Raw genomic sequence first — 20043 nt, forward strand, 5'->3', positions numbered from 1 at the left:
GGTGACTGCACAAATGTTCAGTCTGTGGACCTGGCCGTCGGCTCCTGCCGCAGACGCGGTGCCCACCCACGGGACGACCCGACACGCGCTCTGCCTGAGTCCCTGGCTGCCCCAACCCCTCGGTGCCGTCATGCACCGGCAGCACCGGGCGGCTGCGCCGGAAGGTCAATTCCACCCATCGAATGAGGACAAGCATGGGCACGCTCAATGAAGAGCAGCAGGCACTCGACGAGCTCCTCGACCAGTACCTGCAGCGGGTCAACGCGAACGTGGGCGAGGTGAAGCCCGTGCCGGTCAAGCGCACATCGCACCACGAGTACACGCTTTCCTACCGGCACGTCACCGACGACCTCATCCGGCTCTTCGCTGTCGCCAACGGCGACACCAACCCGCTGTGGCAGGACGAGGACTACGCCGCCAAGTCTCCGTGGGGCGGGATCGTCGCCCCGCCGCTGTACATCTACACCGCCTCCGCCACCACTGTCTTTCCCGAGCCTCCAGAGATCGACGGCTTCGACCTCTTCTTCGCCGGCAACCGGGTGCGGATGCTCCGCCCGCTGCGCCACGGCGACTCGGTGACGGCCGAGGACGTGTGGAAGGGCGTGGAGAACCGGTCCCGACCGGGCCGTCCGCACCGGACCCTCGTCTTCAACGGTCAGCGCCGCTACGCCAACCAGCGCGGCGAGTTGGTGGCCACCCTCGACTGCCGCGTCGTGGGGACGGTGGCGCTGCCCGGAGCGGCGCGCGAGGAGCGGCAGCCCGGTGCGGACCGCCCGCTGATTCCGTACACCGAGCAGGACCTTCAGGAGATCTACCGGCACTACGACCAGGAGTTGGCCGGCAGCCTGCGCCGCGGCGCGGAGCCCCGGTTCTGGGAGGACGTCAAGGCCGGCGACGACATAGGAGTCGACCTCAAGGGGCCGGTGGACATCCTCGACGTCGCCTCCTTCGTTGGTGTGGCGGGCGTCGGCATCGCCCACGCCCGCAAGTGGGAGATGATTCGCACGGAGCTCGACCGCTCACCGGTCGACCCGCAGACGGGCGCCTACCACTTCCAGATGGACTGGCACATGTGCGACACCTCCGCTCAGTCCGTCGGCATGCCCCGCGCCATCAACTTCGGCGCCTACATGGACATGAACGCAACCCACCTGGTCAACAACTGGATCGGCGACCATGGTTGGGTCCTGGAGTTCGACACGCGGCTCGGTGCCCCGATGTTCTCGGGCGAGATCATGCGTACCACCGGCACCGTCGTGCGCACCTATGAGGAGGACGGACGCGGCCTGGCGGAGCTGGCGCTCAAGGTCGTCGAGCGCAGTGGCGTCGAGCTGATGACGGCCCGCGCGATCGTCCAGCTCCCCCACCGGGCAGACCTGGACGAGGTCGTCCGGCGGGTACTGGCCGGATCGGACGCGACGGCGTGAGGACCTTCAAGGAACTGCTGCTGTGGGCCGAGTCCGGCTACGGGGACAAGGAAGCCGTCGTCGACCTCGACCGCGGGGTGCGCTGGACCTACGCCGATCTGAACTCCCGTGCCCGCAGCGTCGCCGCGGGGCTCTCGGACGCGGGCCTGGTCAAGGGCGACCGTATCGCCTGGCTCGCCATGGCACCCGGGTCCGACCTTGCCGCCCTCACCCTCGGGGCCAAGAAGGCCGGCCTGGTGCTCACGGTCATGAACGGACGTGCCTCCGTCGAGCGCCTCGCCTGGATGATCACCAACGTGGGGGCGCGGCTGCTCGCCTACACGGCGGAGACGGCCGAGCTGCTCGATCGTGTGCGCGCGGCCGGCATACCCACCGTCGAGCGCTTCCTCGCGCTCGACGAGCCCGTCCAACCCGAGCACCTGAACATGGACGCGGTCTACGGGCAGTACGGGGACGCGGGCGAGCCGGCCGTGGACGTTCAGCCGGACGACATCTCGCACGTCATCTACACCTCGGGATCCTCAGGCCCGCCCAAGCCGGTCATGTTCACCGAGCAGAACTGGCTGGAGAGCCAGCGGAACATGGCCTACGCGTGGTCCGTCTTCCACGAGGATCACTTCCTCAACTACTTCCCACCGCACTTCGCCGCGTGGCTGAGCGTCCAGACGACGTCGGTCATCGGCGCGGCTTCACAGGTCTGCATGCGGTTCGACCCCCTGCGCGTCGCAGCCGCCCTCACCGAGGAGCAGTGCACCCACCTGATCACCACCCCGACCATGGTCCGCATGCTGCGCGAGCTGTACACCCGCGATCCGGGCACCTTCGCCGGAAACCGGATGCGCGTGGGCATGCTCGGTGGAGAGACGATCACCCAGGACGTGCTCGACGCGGTCGGGGAGATGTTCCCCTCCCTCCAGCTCATGGGGAGCTTCGGAGCGACGGAGAGCGGCGGTGCGATGATGCACACCGGACTGGGCAACGAGCGAGTCCGGCACGACGACGGACGGCTCGTCGGGAAGCCGATGCCGGGCATCACCGCGGAACTCAGGGATCCTGACTCCGGCGAGCTGATCGCCGGGCCCGACCGGCCTGGTGAGCTGTACGTCCGTGGCCCCATCGCCTCCGGCATCTGGGGAGACGAGGAGCTGACAACACGCAACTTCCCCGACGGCTGGTGGCGCAGCGGCGATCTGCTCGTGCGCGACAAGGACGGCTACTTCTCCTTCGCCGGCCGCGGTGACAACGTGTTCAAGAGCGGCGCGATCAAGATATCGACTGAAGACGTGGAGACGGTACTCAAAGCCCATCCGCAGGTCCTGGACGCCGTGGTCGTCGCAGTCCCCGATGACCGCTTCGGCTCGGTACCACACGCCTTCGTGCGCCACCGGGGCGAACTCGGGGACCGTCAGCTGGTCCAGTGGTGGAGTGAACGTGCCGATGCGGACGCTTTTGCGCGCCCGCGGCACTGGACCCTGATGGGGGAGGAGCCCTTCCCGATGGTCACGACCGCCAAGGTCGACCGCTTCGGACTGCGGCAACGGGCTGTCGCGCTGGGAGAGCAGGCTCGGTCGGAGGCGTAGAGCCGAAGGCCCGCGGCGTACGCACGCCGCGGGCCCAGGGCGCAGCTGAGGGAGTTCAGTTCACGCGCTCAGCATGCCGGCCGCGCAGGAATGCGAGGAGGTAAGTCTCGCACTCCCTGCGCAGCACTTTGTGCATTTTCTTCCAGTCATCTTCCTGGATCCACTGAAGGCAGTGCCCTTCGACTATGGCTCGCGCATGCCGGGCAGCGGCGTCGACGTTTTCGACTTGGAACTCGCCGGCCTCGGCCCCGACACGGACCACGCTGGCGAAAACGGCGCTCATGTATTTCCGCCACAGCTTCATCGTCTCGCCGAGGTCCGGGTTGCGGATGCCGAACTGCATGAAATCCATGTAAATCATGATGTGTTCGCGATTGGATTCGGCGCCGTTGAACATCGCGTCCAGGAGCGCGGAGAGCAAATCCAGGGGATCTTCGATTTCCTCGACATGGTCGCGAATTCTCTGCACGGCCTGATCGAAGGCCCACTGCATCGTCGCCAGCAGCAGGTTCTCGTGGCTGGAGAAGTGGTACACAAGGAGCCCCGGGCTCACATCGATTTCCCGGGCGATCGCGCGCAACGAGAGCTGCTGGACACCTTGTCGCGCGATCGCGGCATACGTTGCCTCGATCAGCCGGACTTCATGGGGCGAAAAGGCCCCGGGCTCCGGCAGGTCGACGAGTTTCGGCATGGCGCTGAGAATACCTTGCAGCCCCCACGGCAGGCCGCGGGGGCTGCAAGGCTGCCGCCTTTCGGGCCGCTGGGCGAACTGGACCGTCAGATCAGGGTCGGGCTGAGCCGGGACGGCCGCGTCACAGCGACCGAGCTCGCGCAGCGATTCGGTATCGGAGACAGTAGGGCCGCCCGCCGACTGCGCCGGCTCGTGGAGACCGGCGCTGTCATGCTGCGCTGCGAGGTGTCCCCGTGTGCCGTGAGCCGCCCGATCACCGCGACACACGATCCGGCCGGTCAAGCACGGCGCACGCCTGCTGGACCAGGAGGGCCGGGCGCACAGCACGGTGCCTGTTGGCCTCAAGACCCACACCGCCCGTCCGTGGCCCTCTCCCGCGCGGGGCAGGGCACACGAAGGCCCCGGGCAAGAATCAGCTGCAAACCGATCCGTACCCGGGGCCCATGGATCCACTACGGCGTCACCCTGCGGGCACGGCGGAACCCTTGAGGCGGCGGCCGAAGAGCTCGAACATCCGCGTCCACGCCGCCGCGGCGCCCTCCGGGTCGTGGGACGGCGTGCCCGGCCACAGGAATCCGTGGCCGCCCTTGGCATGGACCTCGATCACCGCCTGCTCGCCGAGCTGCTCCAACTGCATGATGAGAGGCTGCTGTTGGGGTAGTGGGACGACGGCATCGGCCCCACCGAACGCGGCGTAGACCTCGCCGGTGATGTCCTTGACCCGTAGGTGAGGTGAGTCGGGCGAGTCCGTCACGGTGAACGCCGGGTGCAGCATGGCGCCGGCGGTGAAGATGTCGCCGTGTCCGGCCATGACGCCGATGACGGTGCGGGCGGTGTGGCAGAACCCTACGCAGCCGAAGGGGCCGTCCGCTGCCGCAGCATCGCCGCGCACTGCCTCCACCAGGGCGAGGGAGTCGCCGACCATTTGCTCGGGAGTCGTGCTGCCGATCACACGGTCGAACCGCTCCCGCTCCGGGCTGTCGGGGTTCATCACCTCCGCCAGGTCGAAGGAGATCTCCTCGCCCTCACGGTGGTAGAGGTCGGGCACCGCGACGTAGTAGCCGTCTTCGGCGATGCGGCGCGCCGTCTCGTATATGCACTCCCTGAGCCCCGGACCGTCGTGGTAGCACACCACCACCGGATGAGGGCCGACGGTGCTGGGGTGCCACACCCGTGCGGTCATCGGACCGTCGGCGGTCTGCGCCACGACACGGCTTTGGATCATGTTCACTCCCGGGATGCGAATCGTTCCGAAGGAAATCGGCCGGCGGGCCGTCACAGCCTGTGGTAGCGACCTGCATCAGCAGGCCCACGGCCCGCCTGCCGTGGAGGGGACTGCTACTCCGCCTTGCCCGAACCGACGTCGGCGGTGCGCAGGCGCGGGGCCACCCGGGTTCCGAACAGTTCGTGCGAGCGGGTGAGGTCGGCCCAGCTGAACGCGGCGAAGTCGGCCCAGGCGAAGAGCGATCCGATTCCGGCGGCCCGGCACTGCTCGATCAGCGTGTCGGCGACCGTCTCGGCGGAGCCGATCACGTAGTCCTCGGGGTTGTTGACGAGGGCGGCGGCGCGGGAGTCGGCAAGCTCCATCTTGCTGCCCTCGCCGCGGAGCAGGATGGGTACGAGATTCTGTGCGGCCTCGAACTTCTCGCGGGCCTCGGCGTCCGTCTCCGCGACGAAGACCCTGCGGCGCAGGCCGAGCATGGACGGTTCGGTGGAGTGCCCGCTGGCGTCTGCGGCCTCACGGTACGAGCGGGCGAGTGCCACCACGTGCTCGGTGGGAACCCAGCCGGTGAGGAGTTTCCAGCCGCGCTCCGCCGTCCTGGCGGCGGACTCGGGGGACATGACGGTCACCCACACGGGCTCCTGGCCCACCGAGGGCTCCCAGCGCGGGACGATTCCGAGCTGATCCACGTTGTAGAACTGGTCGTGCAGCGTCACCGGCTTGCCGGTCAGTGCCTGCTCCAGGAAGTCCACGCCACTCTCGTAGCGAGGCCGTACCTCGTCGGCCGGGTACCCCGCCATGACGGTCTCCGTGGGGCCGGAACCTGGTGCGATACCTGGCTCGAACCGCCCCTTGGAGAGGTAACGCAGCATGCCGATCTCGGCGGCGTAGCGCCAGCCGTGGTGCAGCGAGAGCACGCTGCCGGCAGTGGAGAAGCGCAGCCGCTCCGTCTTGGCCGCGAGCGCCGCGATCGCCAGGTGCGGCGACGGGATCATGGAGTTGTTCATGAAGTGGTGCTCGGCGAACGAGACGCCGTCGAATCCCCACGCCTCCGTCTTCGTCAGGATGTCGAGCCAGTGCTCGAAGGCGTCCTCCATGACCTCACTGGTCAACTCCGCGTGCGATTCCACGTACTTCTCCGGAGTCATGATGTAAAAGCCCCAGCTTTCAATCATTGCAGTCGCCTTTCTCAGGGCATTCAGGGTTGGGCGGTACGGGAGACGCGGGCAGGCGGTATTTCGGCCGGGTGACGACGATCAGACCTGCGATCTCCGCGTGGGAGAGAGCTCTGAACGCGTGCCCGTCGGCGCAGCCGGCTCTCCTCGCCGCTACGGAAACGTCGTCGAGCCGGCACCGTACGAGCCCAGGCGCTGAACGACTGTGCAGTGACGATAGTCCTGCCCCGGGGGATGTCAAGGGGTGCGGCGGGGGTCCGTTCCGCCCCCACCTGGACTGTCGGGCGGACCTATTGACGCGGCGACAGGTCCTGCATACGGTGCGGCTGCACACATGTTCAGTGGCTGGTCGAGCCTCGGTGGGAGAGGTGAGATGGCCATCGCGCCGCCCTGCCCCGGCCGCGCGCCGGTCGGCGGCGCTCGGGGTTACGAGCTCGCGCCGCGGCCGAGCCTTCCCTGTCGGGAATGGTTTGGAATTCCTTCCGCCTGCACCTGTCGAATTCCCGTGAAAACCGGGCCCTTGACGGGACTTCCCGCGTATACCTAGGCTCCTGAACATGTGTACAGGATGTTACGAGCGGTGTGTCGCACCGGCCCGACAACCCGTCCATAAATGAGCCGCGCCGTCCGAGTCCCTGGCTCGACGGCCGCAAGGCAAGTCACGCGGAGGTAGCACTCGTGAGTGAACACAGTGGTGGCGCGCTGAATGGCGTGCGTGTGATCGATTTCGGTCAGTACGTAGCCGGCCCCTTGGTCGCCCAGCTGCTGGCCGACTACGGCGCGGACGTGATCCGTGTCGACCCGCCGACGGGGCCGCTGTGGAAGCACGAGGGCAACGCGATCCTGCAGCGGGGCAAGCGCAGCATCGTCCTCGACCTCAAGGCGCCGGGTGACGCCGAGACCGCCCGCCGGCTGGTGGACTCCGCCGATGTGGTGATCGAGAACTTCCGCCCCGGTGTGATGGACCGGCTCGGTCTCGGATCCGCCGAGTCCCTGAAGCGCAACCCCGGCTTGATCTACTGCTCGATCCCCGGCTTCGCCTCGGACGACGAGCGCGCCGGCCTCTACGCGGACGAGGGTGTCGTTGCAGCCGCAGCCGGCCTGTACCCGCCCCAGGACGGCGACTGGACCGAGCCGCCGGTGGTGAACACGCTTCCGCTGGCCTCCGTCTCAGCCGCCCTCATTTCGGCGAACGCCATCGCCGCGGCCCTGATCGCCCGCGAGCGTGGCGGCCGCGGCCAGCGCGTGGAGGTCTCGCTCTACGACGCGGCCTTCGAGCTGACCCGCACCTTCATCGACCGGACACCCGGCCGGGAGCACAGGCCGCTGGGCACCTTCGGCGGCAGCCACGCGTACCCGATCGCGCGCGCCTACGAGTGCGCGGACGGCCGCTTCGTCCGGGTCACTTGGCTTGAGGGCCGCCAGGTCGGCGACTTCGCCCGCATCATCGGAACGTACGACGAGTGGGAGGCCCGCGGTTTCCTGGACGCGGGCGTCCAGCGTGTCATTGCTGACAAGGAGTTCGTCGAGGCGCTGGCCGGCGAGATCGCCGCCGCTTTCAAGACCCAGACCGCCGAGTACTGGGAGCGTGAGGTCGGAGCGATCGCCGACCTCGTGATGGTCCGTTCCAAGCGCGAATGGCTGCTCTACGACGAGCAGGCGCGCGCCATCGGCGGCACGGTCGACCTGGTCGACCCTGAGCTCGGCGTCACCCGGCAGGCCGGTAGCCCGGTCATGATGACCGAGACCCCGGCCTCCCCCCGGCCCCGACGCGCGCTGGACGCCGACCGCGCCGACATCCTCGCAGAGCTGGACAGCCTGCCCGCCAAATCGGCCGCGCCCGCGGATGCGCAGGCCGTCGAGCTCACGTCCGCGCTGGAGGGTATTCGTGCGGTCGACATGACCGTTCTGCTGGCCGGCCCCAACACGTGCCGGATCCTGGCCGAGTACGGAGCCGAGGTCATCCACGTCGGCAACCCCAACTTCCATGGCATGAACGGATTCCACTACGAGACACACGGTGGCAAGCGCACTGTCCTTCTCGACCTGAAGAAGCCCGGCGCCCTGGACGTCTTCCGCGCCGTGGCCAAGGACGCCGACGTCATCGCGACCAACTTCTCCCAGGCAGTCGGCCAGCGCCTCGGGGTCGGCGAGGACGCCGTCCGCGCGTTCAACCCGGACGTCGTCTACTCCCGCCTCTCCGCCCACGGCGTCTTCGGCCCGCGCGCGGAGTACCGCGGCCACGAGGAACTCGGCCAGGCCGCCACCGGCGTCCTGATGCACTTCAGCAAGACGCTGGCCGGGAACATGGAGTTCTTCCTCATCAACGACAACGGCACCGGCCAGATCGCGGCCTTCGGCGTCATGGCTGCGCTCCTCCACCGCCTGCGCACCGGCACCGGCCAGTTCGTCGGAAGCTCTCTCGCCCAGACCAGCGTCGCCTGGATGACCCCGTACATGGTCGACCACCGCACACGCGACTGGGACAGCGACCCGGGCGGCCTCGACTTCCGCGGCTACGACCCCCTCAACCACGTCTACGAGGCCAGTGACGGACGCTGGCTCTACCTCGCAGTCAAGCCCTCCACCGACCTGGCCGCCCTCGCCGTGGTCGCCGGGCTCGAGGGCATCGACAAGGTCGAGGCCGACGCCCTCCAGGACGAGCTCACCGCCCGCTTCTCCCAGAAGCCGGCCCAGACCTGGGTCACCGAGGTCAACAAGGCGGCCCCGAGTATCGGGGCGGGCCTGGTCACCACCCTGGAAGAGGTCGCCGCAGACGAATGGGCCCTTGCCCACGGCCTCATCCAGCCGCGGGAGTTTCCCGGCGCCGGCAGTGGAACGCTGGTCGGTCCCCCTCCCCGCTTGTCCCGTACGCCGGCGAGGATCGGCTTCCCGGTCGGCCCTCCCGGCAGCGACACCCGCGCGGTGCTCAAGGACTTCGGCTTCGGCGACCGCGTCGACGACCTCCTCGCGCAGGGCACCGTCAAGGAGCCGGCGACCGAGAACGCGTAGCCATCGCGTCGCCCACGCATGCCCACGGGCGCCGGTCTCCCGGCCGGCGCCCGTGGCGCCCCACTTCGCATCCCACCCGAGAGGTCCCAGTGACGAAGCCCCTGCCGACGGAGACCCACAGCCACACCACCGCCGCCGGCTTCACACAGAAGCTGGACGTGTTCCGGCCGACCGGGGAGAGCCGGCGCTGCGCCGTACTCGTCTTCCACGGCGGTGGCTGGCGCACGGGGACGCCGCAGGACGTGCACGACCGCGCCGGCGCCCTCGCCGAGCGGGGCTTCACCGCGATAGCCGCCGATTACCGGCTGCTCGACGCCGCCCCGTGGCCCGCCCCCGTCGATGACCTGCGCACCGCCCTGGGTTGGGTCCGAGCCCACGCGCACGAGCTGGACATCGAACCGGAGAACATCGTCGTACAGGGACACTCCGCGGGCGGCCACCTCGCCCTCATGAGTGGCACGCTCGACCGCTCCGAGCGGCCTGCGGCCATCGTTGCCTACTATCCGCCGGTCGGATTCCACCCGGTGGCCCCGCCTGCCTCGAGTCAGCTCCGCCCGGAAGACCTCGTTCTCGACGAGGAGGGCCGCATGCCGAGTTGGATGGTGTTCCCCGCCGGTGGCGAGTCCGCGCAGGACCTGGACGCCGCCAGCCCGATCGCGCGGCTGGACGGCGGCTTCCCACCCACCGTGCTCCTGCACGGAACCCAGGACATGGCGCTGCACCACCGATCGAGCCTCCTGCTCCACTCCCGGCTCAGCGCGCTGGGCGTGCCCAGCAGCCTGCACGTGTACGCGGGACGCATCCACGAATTCGACCGTGCTCCCACGATGCTCGCCCACACCAGCCGCGACGTCGCCCTGTTCCTCGAGTGTTATGTGACGGACCGCAAGCGCGTCGAGGCCGAGGCCGAGCTCTACCCGTTCCCGCCCAGGTAGCACTCCCCGCCGCCTGTCGCGACGTCACTTTCACTCATGCATCGCACAGTTGGGGAGACCGAGACACATGAGGGCAGTGCTTTTTCACCACTACGGCGACAGCTCGAACCCGGTGCTGGAGGAGGCCCCGGTCCCCGAGCCCGGCCCGGGGCAGGTCCTGGTCGAGGTCCGGGCCACGTCGTTCAATCCCGTCGAAGCCGCGATCCGCGCCGGACACATGCAGTCGGCGCTCCCTCTGCGGCTGCCCCACACCCCGGGCCTCGAAGTCGCCGGCACGGTCGCGGCCGTCGGCCACGGAGTGGGCGAGTGGGCCGAGGGCGCCGCTGTAGCGGCCTTCCTCCCACTGAACGCCGCCGGAGCCTCCGCCGAGTACGTGCTGGCACCCTCCGGACTGCTCACGTCACTCCCCGACGGCGTCGACCCCATTGCCGCGGCAGCCGTGACCGCCGTCGGGCTGACCGCCTGGCAAGCCTTGTTCGGCCACGGCGGGCTGAGGAGCGGACAGCGGGTGCTGGTCAACGGTGCGGGCGGAGCCGTCGGCGCGTACACGGTCCAACTGGCGAACAAGGCCGGGGCCGAGGTGACGGCCACCGCCAGTGCGCGCAGCGCCGACCGGGTACGCGGCTACGGAGCGGACGCCGTCATCGACTACACGGCCACGCCCGTCGCCGAGGCCCCCGAAGGGCCGTTCGACCTGGCCGTCCATCTGGCCCCGAGCACCGGTGAGGAGGCGGACGCCCTCGTTGCCCTCGTCGCCGACGGTGGCATGTTCGTCAGCGCGACGACGGCTGCGTCCACGGATCCCGGTCGTGGCGTGCGGTCCGTCCGCATGGGCACTCGCAGCGACGCGGGTCAGCTCGCCGAGCTCCTCGCCCGCGTCGGCTCCCGAGAGCTGCAGCTGTACGTCGCAGACCGGCGCCCGCTCGCCGACCTCCCCGCGGTGCACGCCGCGGCCGACCGGGGCTCGCTCGGCGGCAAGACGGTCCTCATCCTCTGACGAACCACCAGGTGCCACACGCCCGCTGGGCGTGGGTGCCTCTGTCCGGCAGGTGAGTTCCCAGCGCAGCGCAGTGCGACCCGAAGGAGAGGGCACCACGATGACTGCTCCACGGATACAGCTCGCCGACCTTCCCGGCGTCCGAGTCCTGGCGGACAGCCTCGGCTTCGTCGAGAGCCCGCGTTTCGCCGGTGGTGAGGTCTACTTCTCGGACATGAACGCTGTACGTGCCGCGGACCTGAAGGGGAACGTGCGCCTGGTCGCCGAACTCCCGACGCCGCTGGTGCTCGGCATCAGCCCGGCGCCGGACGGCGCGGTGTACGCGGCAGCCGCCTTCGACCGGAAGATCTACCGGATCGCCGGCGGGAAGTACGAGGTGGTCGTCGACCTGTCCGCCGAGACCAGCGCACCCGTCAACGAGTTCGCCCGGCGCTCCGACGGATCCTTCCTCGTCGGGTCGATGGGTTTCAATCCCGTCACCGAGGGCTTCGGCACCCCACGTGCCGTGCCCATGTTCCTGGTCTCGCCGGACAGCGTGATCGCAGAGACCGGTCCCGAGGTGCTCTTCGCCAACGGGCTGGTGCTCAGCGAGGACGAGCGAACACTCTGCATCGTCGAATCCCTGACCCGCACGGTGCACCGGTTCTCGCTCGGTGCTGACGGCCAGATCCTGTCCGACGATCCCGTGATCCTGCTGGAGCACAGGGAGCCGGACGGCATGAGCCTTGACGTCGATGGCGACATGTGGTGGGCGGACATGACCAATGGGGCGGTCGTCCTGTCCGGCGAGGATGGAGCGACCAAGGCTGTCGTGGAGTTCCCCGACCCGCGTACACCCTGCTGCCTCGTCTTCGAGGACAACGGCCAGGCCAACTACGCCGCGGCGAAGGCCGGCATCATCGGCTTGACCAAGACCACAGCCAAGGAGCTCGCACGCTGAAGATGCAGGAGCAGCCAACCGGCGCCGTCGGCCAGTGCCGCCGGCGTGCCGCACTGGCCGTACTCCTTCCGTCGTGGCGCAGGGCCGCTAGGACGACGGTGGCCAGTCAGCAGGCCGGTCGGCAAGGTCGCGCGTCAGATTCATGACCTCCTCCAGCACGCCTGCCTCGTCGGCGGTCGCGAGGAGGTCCTCGGGGAGCATCTCCCGCAGGATCACAAGCCCTGTGTAGAGGGCGATGAGCATCTCGGCTCGCACCCTGCGGCTCTTCGGGGCCTCGATGTCCGGCGAGACCACCGATCGTTCCACCGCCGCGATCCCGGCCAGGAGGGAATGACGGCGGAGCCGGTCCGTCACCGGGTCCGCACCCGCCTGCCGCAAGACCAGCATCCATGGATGGACGTGCCCGTACTCTGCCCAGGCGTCGGCACGTAGCCCGCCCATCAAGGACTCCAACAGCGCTTGGTCCTCGGGGAGTTCGTCCCCCGAGTCCTCTGCCGCCTGGCCGTCGAGGAACTTTGCCACCTCATTGACCACCTCGACGTACAGGTTCTCCTTCGACCCGAAGTAGCGCTTGATCATGGAGACGTTGACCTCGGCGTCAGCAGCGATGTCCCGAGTCGTCGTGCGCTCGTAGCCCAGCACCGTGAACCGTCGGCGCGCCGCCCGCAGCAGGCGCCGTCGTGTGGCGTCAGCATCTCGGCGGCGTGGTGCTGGTTCAGTCACTTCCTCAGCCATGCCCCCATCATCTCCCAGGTCGTATGCGGCTCTCGACCTATGTAATCACGCGTTTGCTAAACGGCGGGCCGGGATCCTATGCTCCCTGGAGCCAAGTAATCGCTTGTTTACTTAGGGATTCTCATGACATCTCAGACGACGGCGTCGTCAGAAGACACCGACCTGGGGGCCGGAACATCCGCGTTCCGGGCCAACCTGGAGATCATCGCCGTGGCCCTGGGGGCCCTGATGGCGTCGCTGACCCAGACCCTCGTCATCCCCGTCCTGCCGGTGATCTCTCAGGACATCGGTGCGTCGACAAGCCAGACCCAGTGGCTGCTGACCTCAACCTTGCTGGTGGCAGCGGTGGCCGTGCCCATCATCGGGCGCTTCGCCGACATGTTCGGCCGCCGTCGCCTGCTGCTGCTGAGTCTCGGCGGCCTTGCGGTCGGCTCGCTCATCGACGCGCTCACGACCAACGCCACCGTGATGATCATCGGTCGCGCCATAACAGGTGTTGCCTCGGCGGCCATCCCCCTCGGCATCAGCCTGCTCGCCAGTGTCCTTCCGGCCAAGCGGAAGGGTTCTGCAGTCGCCCTGATCAGCGCGATGCTCGGCATCGGTGGCGCCCTGGGGCTGCCGCTGGCCGGTGCCATTGCCGACAGCGTCGACTATCACGTCCTGTTCTGGATCGGGGCCGTGGGAGCCGTTGTCAGCATCGTTCTGACCGCGATCCTTGTTGCGGAACCGCCCACGCAGGGGGCCCGCTCGATCGACCTGCCCGGCATTGTCCTGCTGGCCGCTGGACTGACCTGCCTGGTCCTTCCGCTGTCGCAGGGCGGCACCTGGGGATGGGCGGACGCGAAGACCCTGTCCTTGCTCGCGGTGTCCGTCGTGCTCCTCGTGTTGCTCGTGATCGTGGAGAAGCGCTCCGCGGCACCACTTATCGACCTGCACGCACTCTCGGCCCCTCCGGTGGCCCTCACCGACCTGGCGAGCATGTGCTTCGGCTTCGCTCTCTTCGCCACGTTCGTCGGCACCGCGAACTACGTGCAGGCGCCTGAAGCCACCGGCTACGGCTTCGGATCGTCGGTACTCGTTGCCGGACTGTGCCTCTTCCCGAGCGGCCTGTTCATGCTTCTCCTCGCGCCGGTCACCGCCAAGCTGAGCACACTCTGGGGCGCTGGCCGTGTCCTGGCCCTCGCCGGGTTCATTGTCGCCGGCGGGCTCATCGTGCGGATCGTGCTGACGGACAGCCTCTGGCAGATCGTCCTCGGCACCGCCATCATCGGAGCCGGCACCGGCATCGGCTATGCGGCTCTGCCCACCCTCATCAACAACTTCACCCCGCCCGAGGACCTCGCGGCCGCGAACGGCATCAACACTCTCGCTCGCTCCATGGGCAGCACATTTGCCAGCGCCGCGGGCGGTAGCATCCTCGCTTCCATGACGATCACGCTCGGGAAGTTCGAACTCCCCTCTCTCGACGCCTACCGGGTTCTGTTCGGCATCTGCGCCGCAGCTGCACTCCTGAGCGCAGTGTTCGGTCTGGTGATCGCGCGATCTCACTCCACCTGGACAGCGGGTGTCGCCCCGCAGGCCGAGAGGAACTAGCGGGCGCCGGTCCGCACGGTGGCTGACACTCACTCGTGCGGACCGGCATCGACTTTTGCCAGAAGGGCGCCGGGCTCTCGATGTGAGGCGAAGATTCCACGCAAGGCGACAAGGCTGCACCATCTTGCCGACAGTGCCATGTATGACGAGTCCGGCGAGTCAGATCAACTAGTGCACAGTCTCTGTCCGGTGCGACGTCTGCTCCGCGGACCGACTGCAGCAAGCTCGAGGTGTGTGGGCAGGGCGACGGACTGCAGCCGAATCGCGTACGACGCACACGCCCAGCGCGCTGCCAGGATCCCTACCGAGATCACCCCAGGAGTCGAACGCTCATGTGGCTCGTCGAACCGTCATGACCCCCGTGCACACGCCCTCTCTCCCTGCGCTGCGTGGAACGACCAGCGACATGACGACAGTCCTCGTTGTCAGCCCTCACACGTTGGAGCGCCGCTGCTACAGCATGCTCTTGCAGAAGCAACCGGATCTCGAAGTAATCGGTGAGGCGTCAGGCGGCGATGACGTTTTGCGCAAGATCACCCAGCTGCGTCCCGACGTGGTGCTGATGGACATTCAGATGCCGGATCTCGAAGGTATCGAAGCCACCCGCCACATCAGGCACTCAGGCAGTGCATCCAGGGTGCTCGGGATAGGTGCCGACGACTTGGACGGCCACATCTACGCCGTGCTGCGGGCCGGCGCCAGCGGCTTCTTGCTCAAGGACGCCTACGTGAACGAACTCGTCGCTGCGATCCGTGTCGTAGCCGTCGGAGACAACGTCGTCTCACCTCCGCTGCTCCGGCAACTCCTCGACACCATTCCAGACCAGTTCCCCATCCTGGGCCCCACCCAGGAGCAGCGGCTCGCCACCCTTACGCCACGCGAGCGCGACGTTCTCACCGCAATCACGTGCGGCTGGACCAACGCCGAAATTGGCGAGCGCCTCCACGTGGCTCCGTCGACAGTGAAGAGCCACGTCAGTCACCTCCTCACGAAGATCGGCGCGCGTGACCGCGTACAAGCGGTGATCTTCGCCTACGACATCGGATTCGTCAGGCCCGCCGCGTGATCGCTCGGGTTGCTTCAACCTACTCGTCCTCGCCCGGCGGGACACCCTCGAAGGTGCGGGCATACAGGTCCAGGACACGCTGGGCCTTGGCGCGGAAGTCCGGATCGCGGGTGAAGATCCAGGACCGGTACTGCCAGGGCTTGAGCGCGTCCTGGTGCAGCCGGCGGCGCACCGTGGACGCCGAGATGCTGTCGGTGATCTCGCGCGCGGTCAGCTCGGCGGCCAGCTCAGGGCAGGACCAGCGCGACAGTGGCATGAGGGTCTCGGCAGGTAACTGGCAGGCCGGCGCCTTGGCCTCGGCGACCTGCACGGGAGTGAAACGGGCCGGGCGCCCTGAGCGCTTGCCGTCGGCCAGGGCCGGCAGCCCGCCGGCGGCGTACCGGCCCCGCCACTCACGAACCGTGTCCAGGTGCAGGCCCGTCTCGCGGGCGATACGCGCGTTGGAGCGCCCCCGTGCCGCGTGCAGGACGACCTGCGCGCGCAGGCGCATCCGATACTCGGCATGTCGTCGTCAGCGGGTGCCCGCCTCGGCGCGCGTGCAGAACGCGGCGAGCTCGTGGGGGTTCTTGGTGTAGACGTCGATCTTGCCTACCGTACCGTCCTCGACCTGGTGGATCTCGACCATGGTCAGCGCAAACTCCTCACCGGTGGTGTGGGCCGTGAGCGTTCCGGTGAGCGTTCCGACGACGCCGGCCGGGCCCTCGAACACTTCGGTATCGGTGACAGCGACGTTGGCCTAGCCCATCATCGCGCCCAGGATCGACTGCACGAACACCTCACGGCCCCGGTGCACACCGCCATAGGGAGCTGGATCGGCTCGTCGACGATCACGTCGGGGTCGAACCTGGCCAAACTATCGAACCTGATCGGTGAACTGTCCACCCGCAGCGACGCCTTCCGCGTGATGGGGGGATCCCACCACGTGCATGTCTTCCGTCAGAGCACCAAACGCCTCAACCATCCGCTCGTCGGTGACCTGGAACTCGACCTGGAGACCATGAGCCTTCCGGACGAAAGCGGCCTGAGCATGGTCGTCTACAGCGCGCCCCCCAAGACCGCCGCCGAGGACGGCCTGAAGCTGCTCGCCGGCTGGTCCGCCACGACCGGACAGGACCAGGATGCGGAATGCACGAGCAACCCGTCGATCGACCGACCCCGGCAGCCCTGACGGGCGACACCGGCCCACCGAAGGTGCTGACTACCGAGGCGGTGCAAGCGTCCGAGGATCTTCCCACCACTCGGGGGGAAAAAGATCCGTCAACCCCCGAAGGATTTTCGAACGCGGCCACTCAGAGAGCGGTCCCGTGTACGCCGTGCGTGTCGATGAGGGTGAGTTCCTCCTCGGTGAACGGGGGGAAGTCCAGGGATCCGACGTTGTGGTCGAGCTGCCATACCGAACTGGCGCCGATCAGGGCGCTGGTCACCTGCGGCCGGCGCAGCACCCACTGCAGGGCGAGCTGTGCCAGGGACTGTCCTCGTTCCCGGGCGAGTTCGTGCAGGGCGGACGCCCGCTTCCGGTAGGTGTCGTCGATGACGTCCGGCGACAGGAAGGCGCTGGCGCGAGCTCGGGCACCTTCGGGGATGGAGTCGCCCAGGTACTTGTCGGTGAGCAGCCCCTGCGCGAGCGGGCTGTACACCACGAGCCCGAAGCCGTCTCGCGCGGCCAGGTCCATGAGGCCGTTCAGCTCAGGTCCCCGGTCGAAGAGCGAGTACCGGGGCTGGTGCACCACGAGTGGCACGCCCGCGGAACGCAGCAGGCCGGCCGCCGCGTCGGCCTGCTCGGGCAGATAGTTGGAGATGCCTGCATAGAGCGCCTTGCCCGAGGTCACCGCGGTCACCAGGGCGCCGACGGTTTCCTCCAGCGGTGTCTCGGGGTCCGGGCTGTGGCTGTAGAAGATGTCGACGTAGTCGGTCCCCAGGTCGCGCAGGCTGTGGTCGAGCGAGGTCAGCAGGGACTTGCGGGAGCCGCCTCGCTGGTAGGGGCTCGGCCCGATCGGGTTGCCGGCTTTGGTCGACAGGATCAGCTCGTCCCGGTAGGGAGCGAGGTCCTTGCGGAGCACCTGACCGAAGAACTTCTCGGCCGCGCGGTGCGGGGGACCGTACCGGTTGGCGTTGTCGAAGTGGGTGATGCCCAGGTCGAAGGCGCGCAGCACGATCTCGCGCTGCGTCTCGTACGGGTAGTCGGTGCCGAACTTCTGCCACAGGCCGAAGGAGAACGCGGGAAGCCGCAGGCCGGAGTGGCCGGCGCGCCGGTAGGGGAGCCGTTCGTAGCGGTTCGCCGCCGCCTGGTGAGGGGTGCCGTTGGCCGACATGGGAGGTATCCGTTCGTCGTACGTGGGTGATGGCCGGGAATTCTGTGTGCCCGCTCGACCGGCTGCCGCCCCCCGCCGGGCCCGTCAGGGACAGGTCGCCGACGAGGCCGACGAGCTCGCCCTTGCCGATGCCGTGGGGCCGTAAGCGTTGAGTCCGTACTCCTGACCGGGCATCTGATCGTGCTCGCGACAGCGCGCCGTGGCCTTGGTGCCGGTCCGGACGCGGCCTGATGAGGCTCTTCGGTCGGCAGTAAGTATAAGTTGGCGAATCAAACAGGACAAGATAAATAGTGAGTGGGTGAAGGTTATTGAGGATGTAATAGAAGATATATAGCGCAATGCTCGTCTGTGGATGATAGTCGCCTCATCAGCGAGTGAGGGAGAATTTCAGGTGCGCTCAGCGACCACGAAGGCCGTCACCACGTCGGCGAAGGAACTCGACATCGCCCTACGGGGCGGCGCGAAGATCGTCGTCCTTGAGGTCGATCGGGAGCCAGGAGACCCCGCCGAGGAAGTGGACTCCTATCCGACGGGACACATACCTGGCGCTCACTACGTCTCCTTCGAGAGGGATCTTGTCGGCCCGCGGACCGAGACGTCCGGCAACAGCCCGCTCCCCGACCCGAGCGCCCTGCAGGAACACTTGAGGATCTGGGGGGTGGACGATGACAGCACGGTCGTCGTCCACACACGCCGCAACCCCGCCGTCGCCGCCCGTGCCTGGTGGCTTCTTCGCTGGGCCGGCGTGGAGAACGTGCGGTATCTGAACGGTGGCCTCGCCGCCTGGCGGGAGATCGGCGGGGCACTCGACGTCCACGTGCCTGCGCCGACCGCGGGGAAGGCCGTCGTACGGCCCGGTGCGCTTCCGGTCCTGACAGCCGAGGACGCCCGACGGCTCGCCGCCGCGGGGCATCTGCTCGACGCGCGTGCCGCGGCGGCGTACCGAGGTGACCCGGACCGGGCGGGGACCGGTCACATCCCCGGCGCGCACAGCGTCCCCGGAGCGGCGAACTTCGCCGGGGACGAGTTGCTCGACGCCGGGGCGCTGCGCGCCCTGTACACCGCACACCTGGACGGCCGCGAGGTCGGCGCGTACTGCGGCAGCGGGGTGTCGGCGACGACGACCGTGCTGGCACTCGCCTCCCTCGGCGTCGAGGCGGCGCTGTACCCCGGCTCGTGGTCCGCGTGGATCAGCGATCCCACGCGTCCGACCACGACCGGGGGCAGGCCCGGCGTCGACCCGGCGCCGACCGGATGACAGGAGGTGTCGGGAGCGTGGTGCTTCCGGCACCTCAGCCGCGGTCGACCATGCCGGGTGTCGGGAGCGCGGTGCTCCCGGCACCTCAGCCGCGGTCGACCACGCCGGGGCCGCCCGACAGATCGCCGGTGAACAGGCCGCGCAGCTCGGCCTCCTCCTCGGCGGTCGGGCTCCAGCGGGAGGCGAGGACGTTCTCGTCGAGCTGCTCGGGCACGGTCACTCCCGCGATCACGCTCGTGACCGTCGGCTGGGCGAGCAGCCAGCCGAGTGCGGCCGCGCTCGGGGTGATGTGCCGGTCGCGCGCGAACTGCTCGAACCTCGCCAGCGCCGCCCAGGGCGCGGAACGCAGCAGGTAGCGCTTGAGGTTGGTGATCTTGGCGTCGTCCGGCGCGTGGTCCGCGGAGTACTTGCCGGTGAGCAGCCCGTTCTGGAGCGGAAAGTACGGGATGAAGCCCAGGCCGTGGTGGCGCAGCGCCGGAATCAGCTCTTCCTCCGGCCTGCGCCACAGCAGGCTGTACTCGTCGGTCGTCGACACGTAACGAGTGAGTCCGTGCGACCTCGCGACGTGCTGCGCCTCGACGATCTGCCACGCCTTGAAGTTCGACGCGCCGATGTAGCGCACCTTGCCCGACGTCACCAGCGTGTCGAGCGCGGACAGGGTTTCCTCGGCCGGTGTGTACGGGTCCGGGAAGTGGATCTGGTACAGGTCGATGTAGTCCGTTCGCAGCCGCCGGAGTGACTCCTCGACCGCGGCGACGATGTACTTGCGGGATCCGGGGCGGGCATAGGCGGGACCGCGTTCCCGGCTGAGGTTCAGCCCGAACTTGGTGCCGATGACGACCTGTTCCCGGCGGCCGCCGAGCGCGGCGGCGAAGAGTTCCTCGCTCTGGCCGGGGCGGTCTCCGTAGCCCTCGGCGAGGTCGAAGTACGTGACGCCGAGGTCGATGGCGCGGTCCACGATCGCGGTGACGGCCTCCTGGCCGGTCGCGCGCATGCCCGAGCGGCCGAAGGTGCTGGCGCCGATGCCGATCTCGGACAGGACGAGGCCGGACGTGCCGAGCTGACGGTGTCCGTCGGGAAGGGGGAGGGCGGGGGGCATG

18 protein-coding genes are annotated in these 20043 nt (G+C 68.5%); 11 read left to right on the forward strand and 7 right to left on the reverse strand.

The genetic code is table 11. The features are described 5' to 3' along the window. The first annotated feature begins 194 nt into the window (after positions 1-194). Entirely contained in the window at positions 195-1427 is a 1233-nt protein-coding gene (locus ACFVUT_RS00255) for a MaoC family dehydratase N-terminal domain-containing protein (protein ID WP_389641801.1), read from the forward strand. Further along, positions 1424-3007, forward strand: a complete 1584-nt coding sequence (locus ACFVUT_RS00260; protein ID WP_389641804.1) for a class I adenylate-forming enzyme family protein — start codon at positions 1424-1426, stop codon at positions 3005-3007. The genes ACFVUT_RS00255 and ACFVUT_RS00260 overlap by 4 nt, the downstream gene beginning before the upstream one ends. Positions 3008-3062: 55 nt before the next feature. Here the strand turns inward: ACFVUT_RS00260 and ACFVUT_RS00265 are convergent, their stop codons facing one another. Next, positions 3063-3698 (reverse strand): TetR/AcrR family transcriptional regulator, encoded by a 636-nt coding sequence (locus ACFVUT_RS00265; RefSeq protein ID WP_389641807.1) that lies wholly within the window; start codon positions 3696-3698, stop codon positions 3063-3065. Here ACFVUT_RS00265 and ACFVUT_RS00270 point away from each other — a divergent pair. Next, a complete protein-coding gene (locus ACFVUT_RS00270) occupies positions 3651-4187 on the forward strand; it encodes a winged helix-turn-helix transcriptional regulator (protein ID WP_389641809.1) in 537 nt (178 codons plus the stop codon). The genes ACFVUT_RS00265 and ACFVUT_RS00270 overlap by 48 nt on opposite strands. Here ACFVUT_RS00270 and ACFVUT_RS00275 read toward each other — a convergent pair. Both ACFVUT_RS00275 and ACFVUT_RS00280 read right to left on the reverse strand, forming a co-directional pair. Next, complete coding sequence (locus ACFVUT_RS00275; RefSeq protein WP_389641811.1) at positions 4159-4923, reverse strand: dienelactone hydrolase family protein; 765 nt, start codon at positions 4921-4923, stop codon at positions 4159-4161. The genes ACFVUT_RS00270 and ACFVUT_RS00275 overlap by 29 nt on opposite strands. A gap of 113 nt (positions 4924-5036) precedes the next feature. Continuing rightward, positions 5037-6095 carry an LLM class flavin-dependent oxidoreductase gene (locus ACFVUT_RS00280; RefSeq protein WP_389641814.1) on the reverse strand — a complete coding sequence of 353 codons (1059 nt, stop codon included), beginning with the start codon at positions 6093-6095 and terminating at the stop codon, positions 5037-5039. 678 nt (positions 6096-6773) lie between these two features. Between ACFVUT_RS00280 and ACFVUT_RS00285 the strand changes: the two genes are divergently transcribed. From ACFVUT_RS00285 to ACFVUT_RS00300, 4 genes are all read left to right on the forward strand, one after another. Further along, positions 6774-9107 carry a CoA transferase gene (locus tag ACFVUT_RS00285; RefSeq protein WP_389641817.1) on the forward strand — a complete coding sequence of 778 codons (2334 nt, stop codon included), beginning with the start codon at positions 6774-6776 and terminating at the stop codon, positions 9105-9107. An 89-nt stretch (positions 9108-9196) separates the two neighbouring features. After that, positions 9197-10042 carry an alpha/beta hydrolase gene (locus tag ACFVUT_RS00290; RefSeq protein ID WP_389641820.1) on the forward strand — a complete coding sequence of 282 codons (846 nt, stop codon included), beginning with the start codon at positions 9197-9199 and terminating at the stop codon, positions 10040-10042. Between the two features lie 67 nt (positions 10043-10109). Next, complete coding sequence (locus tag ACFVUT_RS00295) at positions 10110-11039, forward strand: NADP-dependent oxidoreductase (RefSeq protein WP_389641823.1); 930 nt, start codon at positions 10110-10112, stop codon at positions 11037-11039. 100 nt (positions 11040-11139) lie between these two features. Continuing rightward, entirely contained in the window at positions 11140-11979 is an 840-nt protein-coding gene (locus tag ACFVUT_RS00300) for an SMP-30/gluconolactonase/LRE family protein (RefSeq protein ID WP_389641826.1), read from the forward strand. Between the two features lie 87 nt (positions 11980-12066). Here the strand turns inward: ACFVUT_RS00300 and ACFVUT_RS00305 are convergent, their stop codons facing one another. Beyond that, positions 12067-12714: a TetR/AcrR family transcriptional regulator gene (locus tag ACFVUT_RS00305; RefSeq protein ID WP_389641829.1), complete on the reverse strand. Its 648-nt coding sequence runs from the start codon at positions 12712-12714 to the stop codon at positions 12067-12069. Positions 12715-12837: 123 nt separating this feature from the next. Here ACFVUT_RS00305 and ACFVUT_RS00310 point away from each other — a divergent pair, with 123 nt between their 5' ends. Together ACFVUT_RS00310 and ACFVUT_RS00315 are read left to right on the forward strand one after the other, a co-directional pair. Continuing rightward, positions 12838-14307 (forward strand): MFS transporter, encoded by a 1470-nt coding sequence (locus tag ACFVUT_RS00310; RefSeq protein WP_389641832.1) that lies wholly within the window; start codon positions 12838-12840, stop codon positions 14305-14307. Between the two features lie 406 nt (positions 14308-14713). Further along, positions 14714-15373 carry a response regulator gene (locus tag ACFVUT_RS00315; protein ID WP_389641835.1) on the forward strand — a complete coding sequence of 220 codons (660 nt, stop codon included), beginning with the start codon at positions 14714-14716 and terminating at the stop codon, positions 15371-15373. A gap of 19 nt (positions 15374-15392) precedes the next feature. On the opposite strand, the gene ACFVUT_RS00320 is transcribed toward ACFVUT_RS00315, so the two are convergent. Next, the gene (locus ACFVUT_RS00320) at positions 15393-15863 is read right to left on the reverse strand and encodes a helix-turn-helix domain-containing protein (protein ID WP_389641838.1); all 471 of its coding nucleotides are present in this window, start codon (positions 15861-15863) and stop codon (positions 15393-15395) included. Between ACFVUT_RS00320 and ACFVUT_RS00325 the strand changes: the two genes are divergently transcribed. Then, a complete protein-coding gene (locus ACFVUT_RS00325) occupies positions 15834-16541 on the forward strand; it encodes a hypothetical protein (protein ID WP_389641841.1) in 708 nt (235 codons plus the stop codon). The genes ACFVUT_RS00320 and ACFVUT_RS00325 overlap by 30 nt on opposite strands. A gap of 121 nt (positions 16542-16662) precedes the next feature. Here ACFVUT_RS00325 and ACFVUT_RS00330 read toward each other — a convergent pair whose 3' ends face one another. Then, positions 16663-17685 (reverse strand): aldo/keto reductase, encoded by a 1023-nt coding sequence (locus tag ACFVUT_RS00330; RefSeq protein ID WP_389641844.1) that lies wholly within the window; start codon positions 17683-17685, stop codon positions 16663-16665. Between the two features lie 391 nt (positions 17686-18076). Between ACFVUT_RS00330 and ACFVUT_RS00335 the strand changes: the two genes are divergently transcribed. Next, positions 18077-18943, forward strand: coding sequence for a sulfurtransferase (locus ACFVUT_RS00335; protein ID WP_389641846.1), 867 nt, complete (start codon positions 18077-18079; stop codon positions 18941-18943). A gap of 85 nt (positions 18944-19028) precedes the next feature. On the opposite strand, the gene ACFVUT_RS00340 is transcribed toward ACFVUT_RS00335, so the two are convergent. Then, on the reverse strand, positions 19029-20042 hold the full coding sequence (locus tag ACFVUT_RS00340) for an aldo/keto reductase (protein ID WP_389641849.1): 1014 nt from the start codon (positions 20040-20042) through the stop codon (positions 19029-19031). Position 20043 lies beyond the last annotated feature (1 nt).

This window comes from Streptomyces sp. NPDC058051 (assembly GCF_042885475.1).
In the GTDB taxonomy this organism is placed as follows: domain Bacteria; phylum Actinomycetota; class Actinomycetes; order Streptomycetales; family Streptomycetaceae; genus Streptomyces.

Bases quoted from the DNA above. Each gene is read 5' to 3' on its own strand.
- ACFVUT_RS00320 (WP_389641838.1), bottom strand. From the start codon at position 15,863: ATGCGCCTGCGCGCGCAGGTCGTCCTGCACGCGGCACGGGGGCGCTCC.
- ACFVUT_RS00255 (WP_389641801.1), top strand. From the start codon at position 195: ATGGGCACGCTCAATGAAGAGCAGCAGGCACTCGACGAGCTCCTCGAC.
- ACFVUT_RS00280 (WP_389641814.1), bottom strand. From the start codon at position 6,095: ATGATTGAAAGCTGGGGCTTTTACATCATGACTCCGGAGAAGTACGTG.
- ACFVUT_RS00300 (WP_389641826.1), top strand. From the start codon at position 11,140: ATGACTGCTCCACGGATACAGCTCGCCGACCTTCCCGGCGTCCGAGTC.
- ACFVUT_RS00305 (WP_389641829.1), bottom strand. From the start codon at position 12,714: ATGGCTGAGGAAGTGACTGAACCAGCACCACGCCGCCGAGATGCTGAC.
- ACFVUT_RS00275 (WP_389641811.1), bottom strand. From the start codon at position 4,923: ATGATCCAAAGCCGTGTCGTGGCGCAGACCGCCGACGGTCCGATGACC.
- ACFVUT_RS00330 (WP_389641844.1), bottom strand. From the start codon at position 17,685: ATGTCGGCCAACGGCACCCCTCACCAGGCGGCGGCGAACCGCTACGAA.
- ACFVUT_RS00340 (WP_389641849.1), bottom strand. From the start codon at position 20,042: ATGCCCCCCGCCCTCCCCCTTCCCGACGGACACCGTCAGCTCGGCACG.
- ACFVUT_RS00295 (WP_389641823.1), top strand. From the start codon at position 10,110: ATGAGGGCAGTGCTTTTTCACCACTACGGCGACAGCTCGAACCCGGTG.
- ACFVUT_RS00310 (WP_389641832.1), top strand. From the start codon at position 12,838: ATGACATCTCAGACGACGGCGTCGTCAGAAGACACCGACCTGGGGGCC.
- ACFVUT_RS00265 (WP_389641807.1), bottom strand. From the start codon at position 3,698: ATGCCGAAACTCGTCGACCTGCCGGAGCCCGGGGCCTTTTCGCCCCAT.
- ACFVUT_RS00315 (WP_389641835.1), top strand. From the start codon at position 14,714: ATGACGACAGTCCTCGTTGTCAGCCCTCACACGTTGGAGCGCCGCTGC.
- ACFVUT_RS00270 (WP_389641809.1), top strand. From the start codon at position 3,651: ATGGGGCGAAAAGGCCCCGGGCTCCGGCAGGTCGACGAGTTTCGGCAT.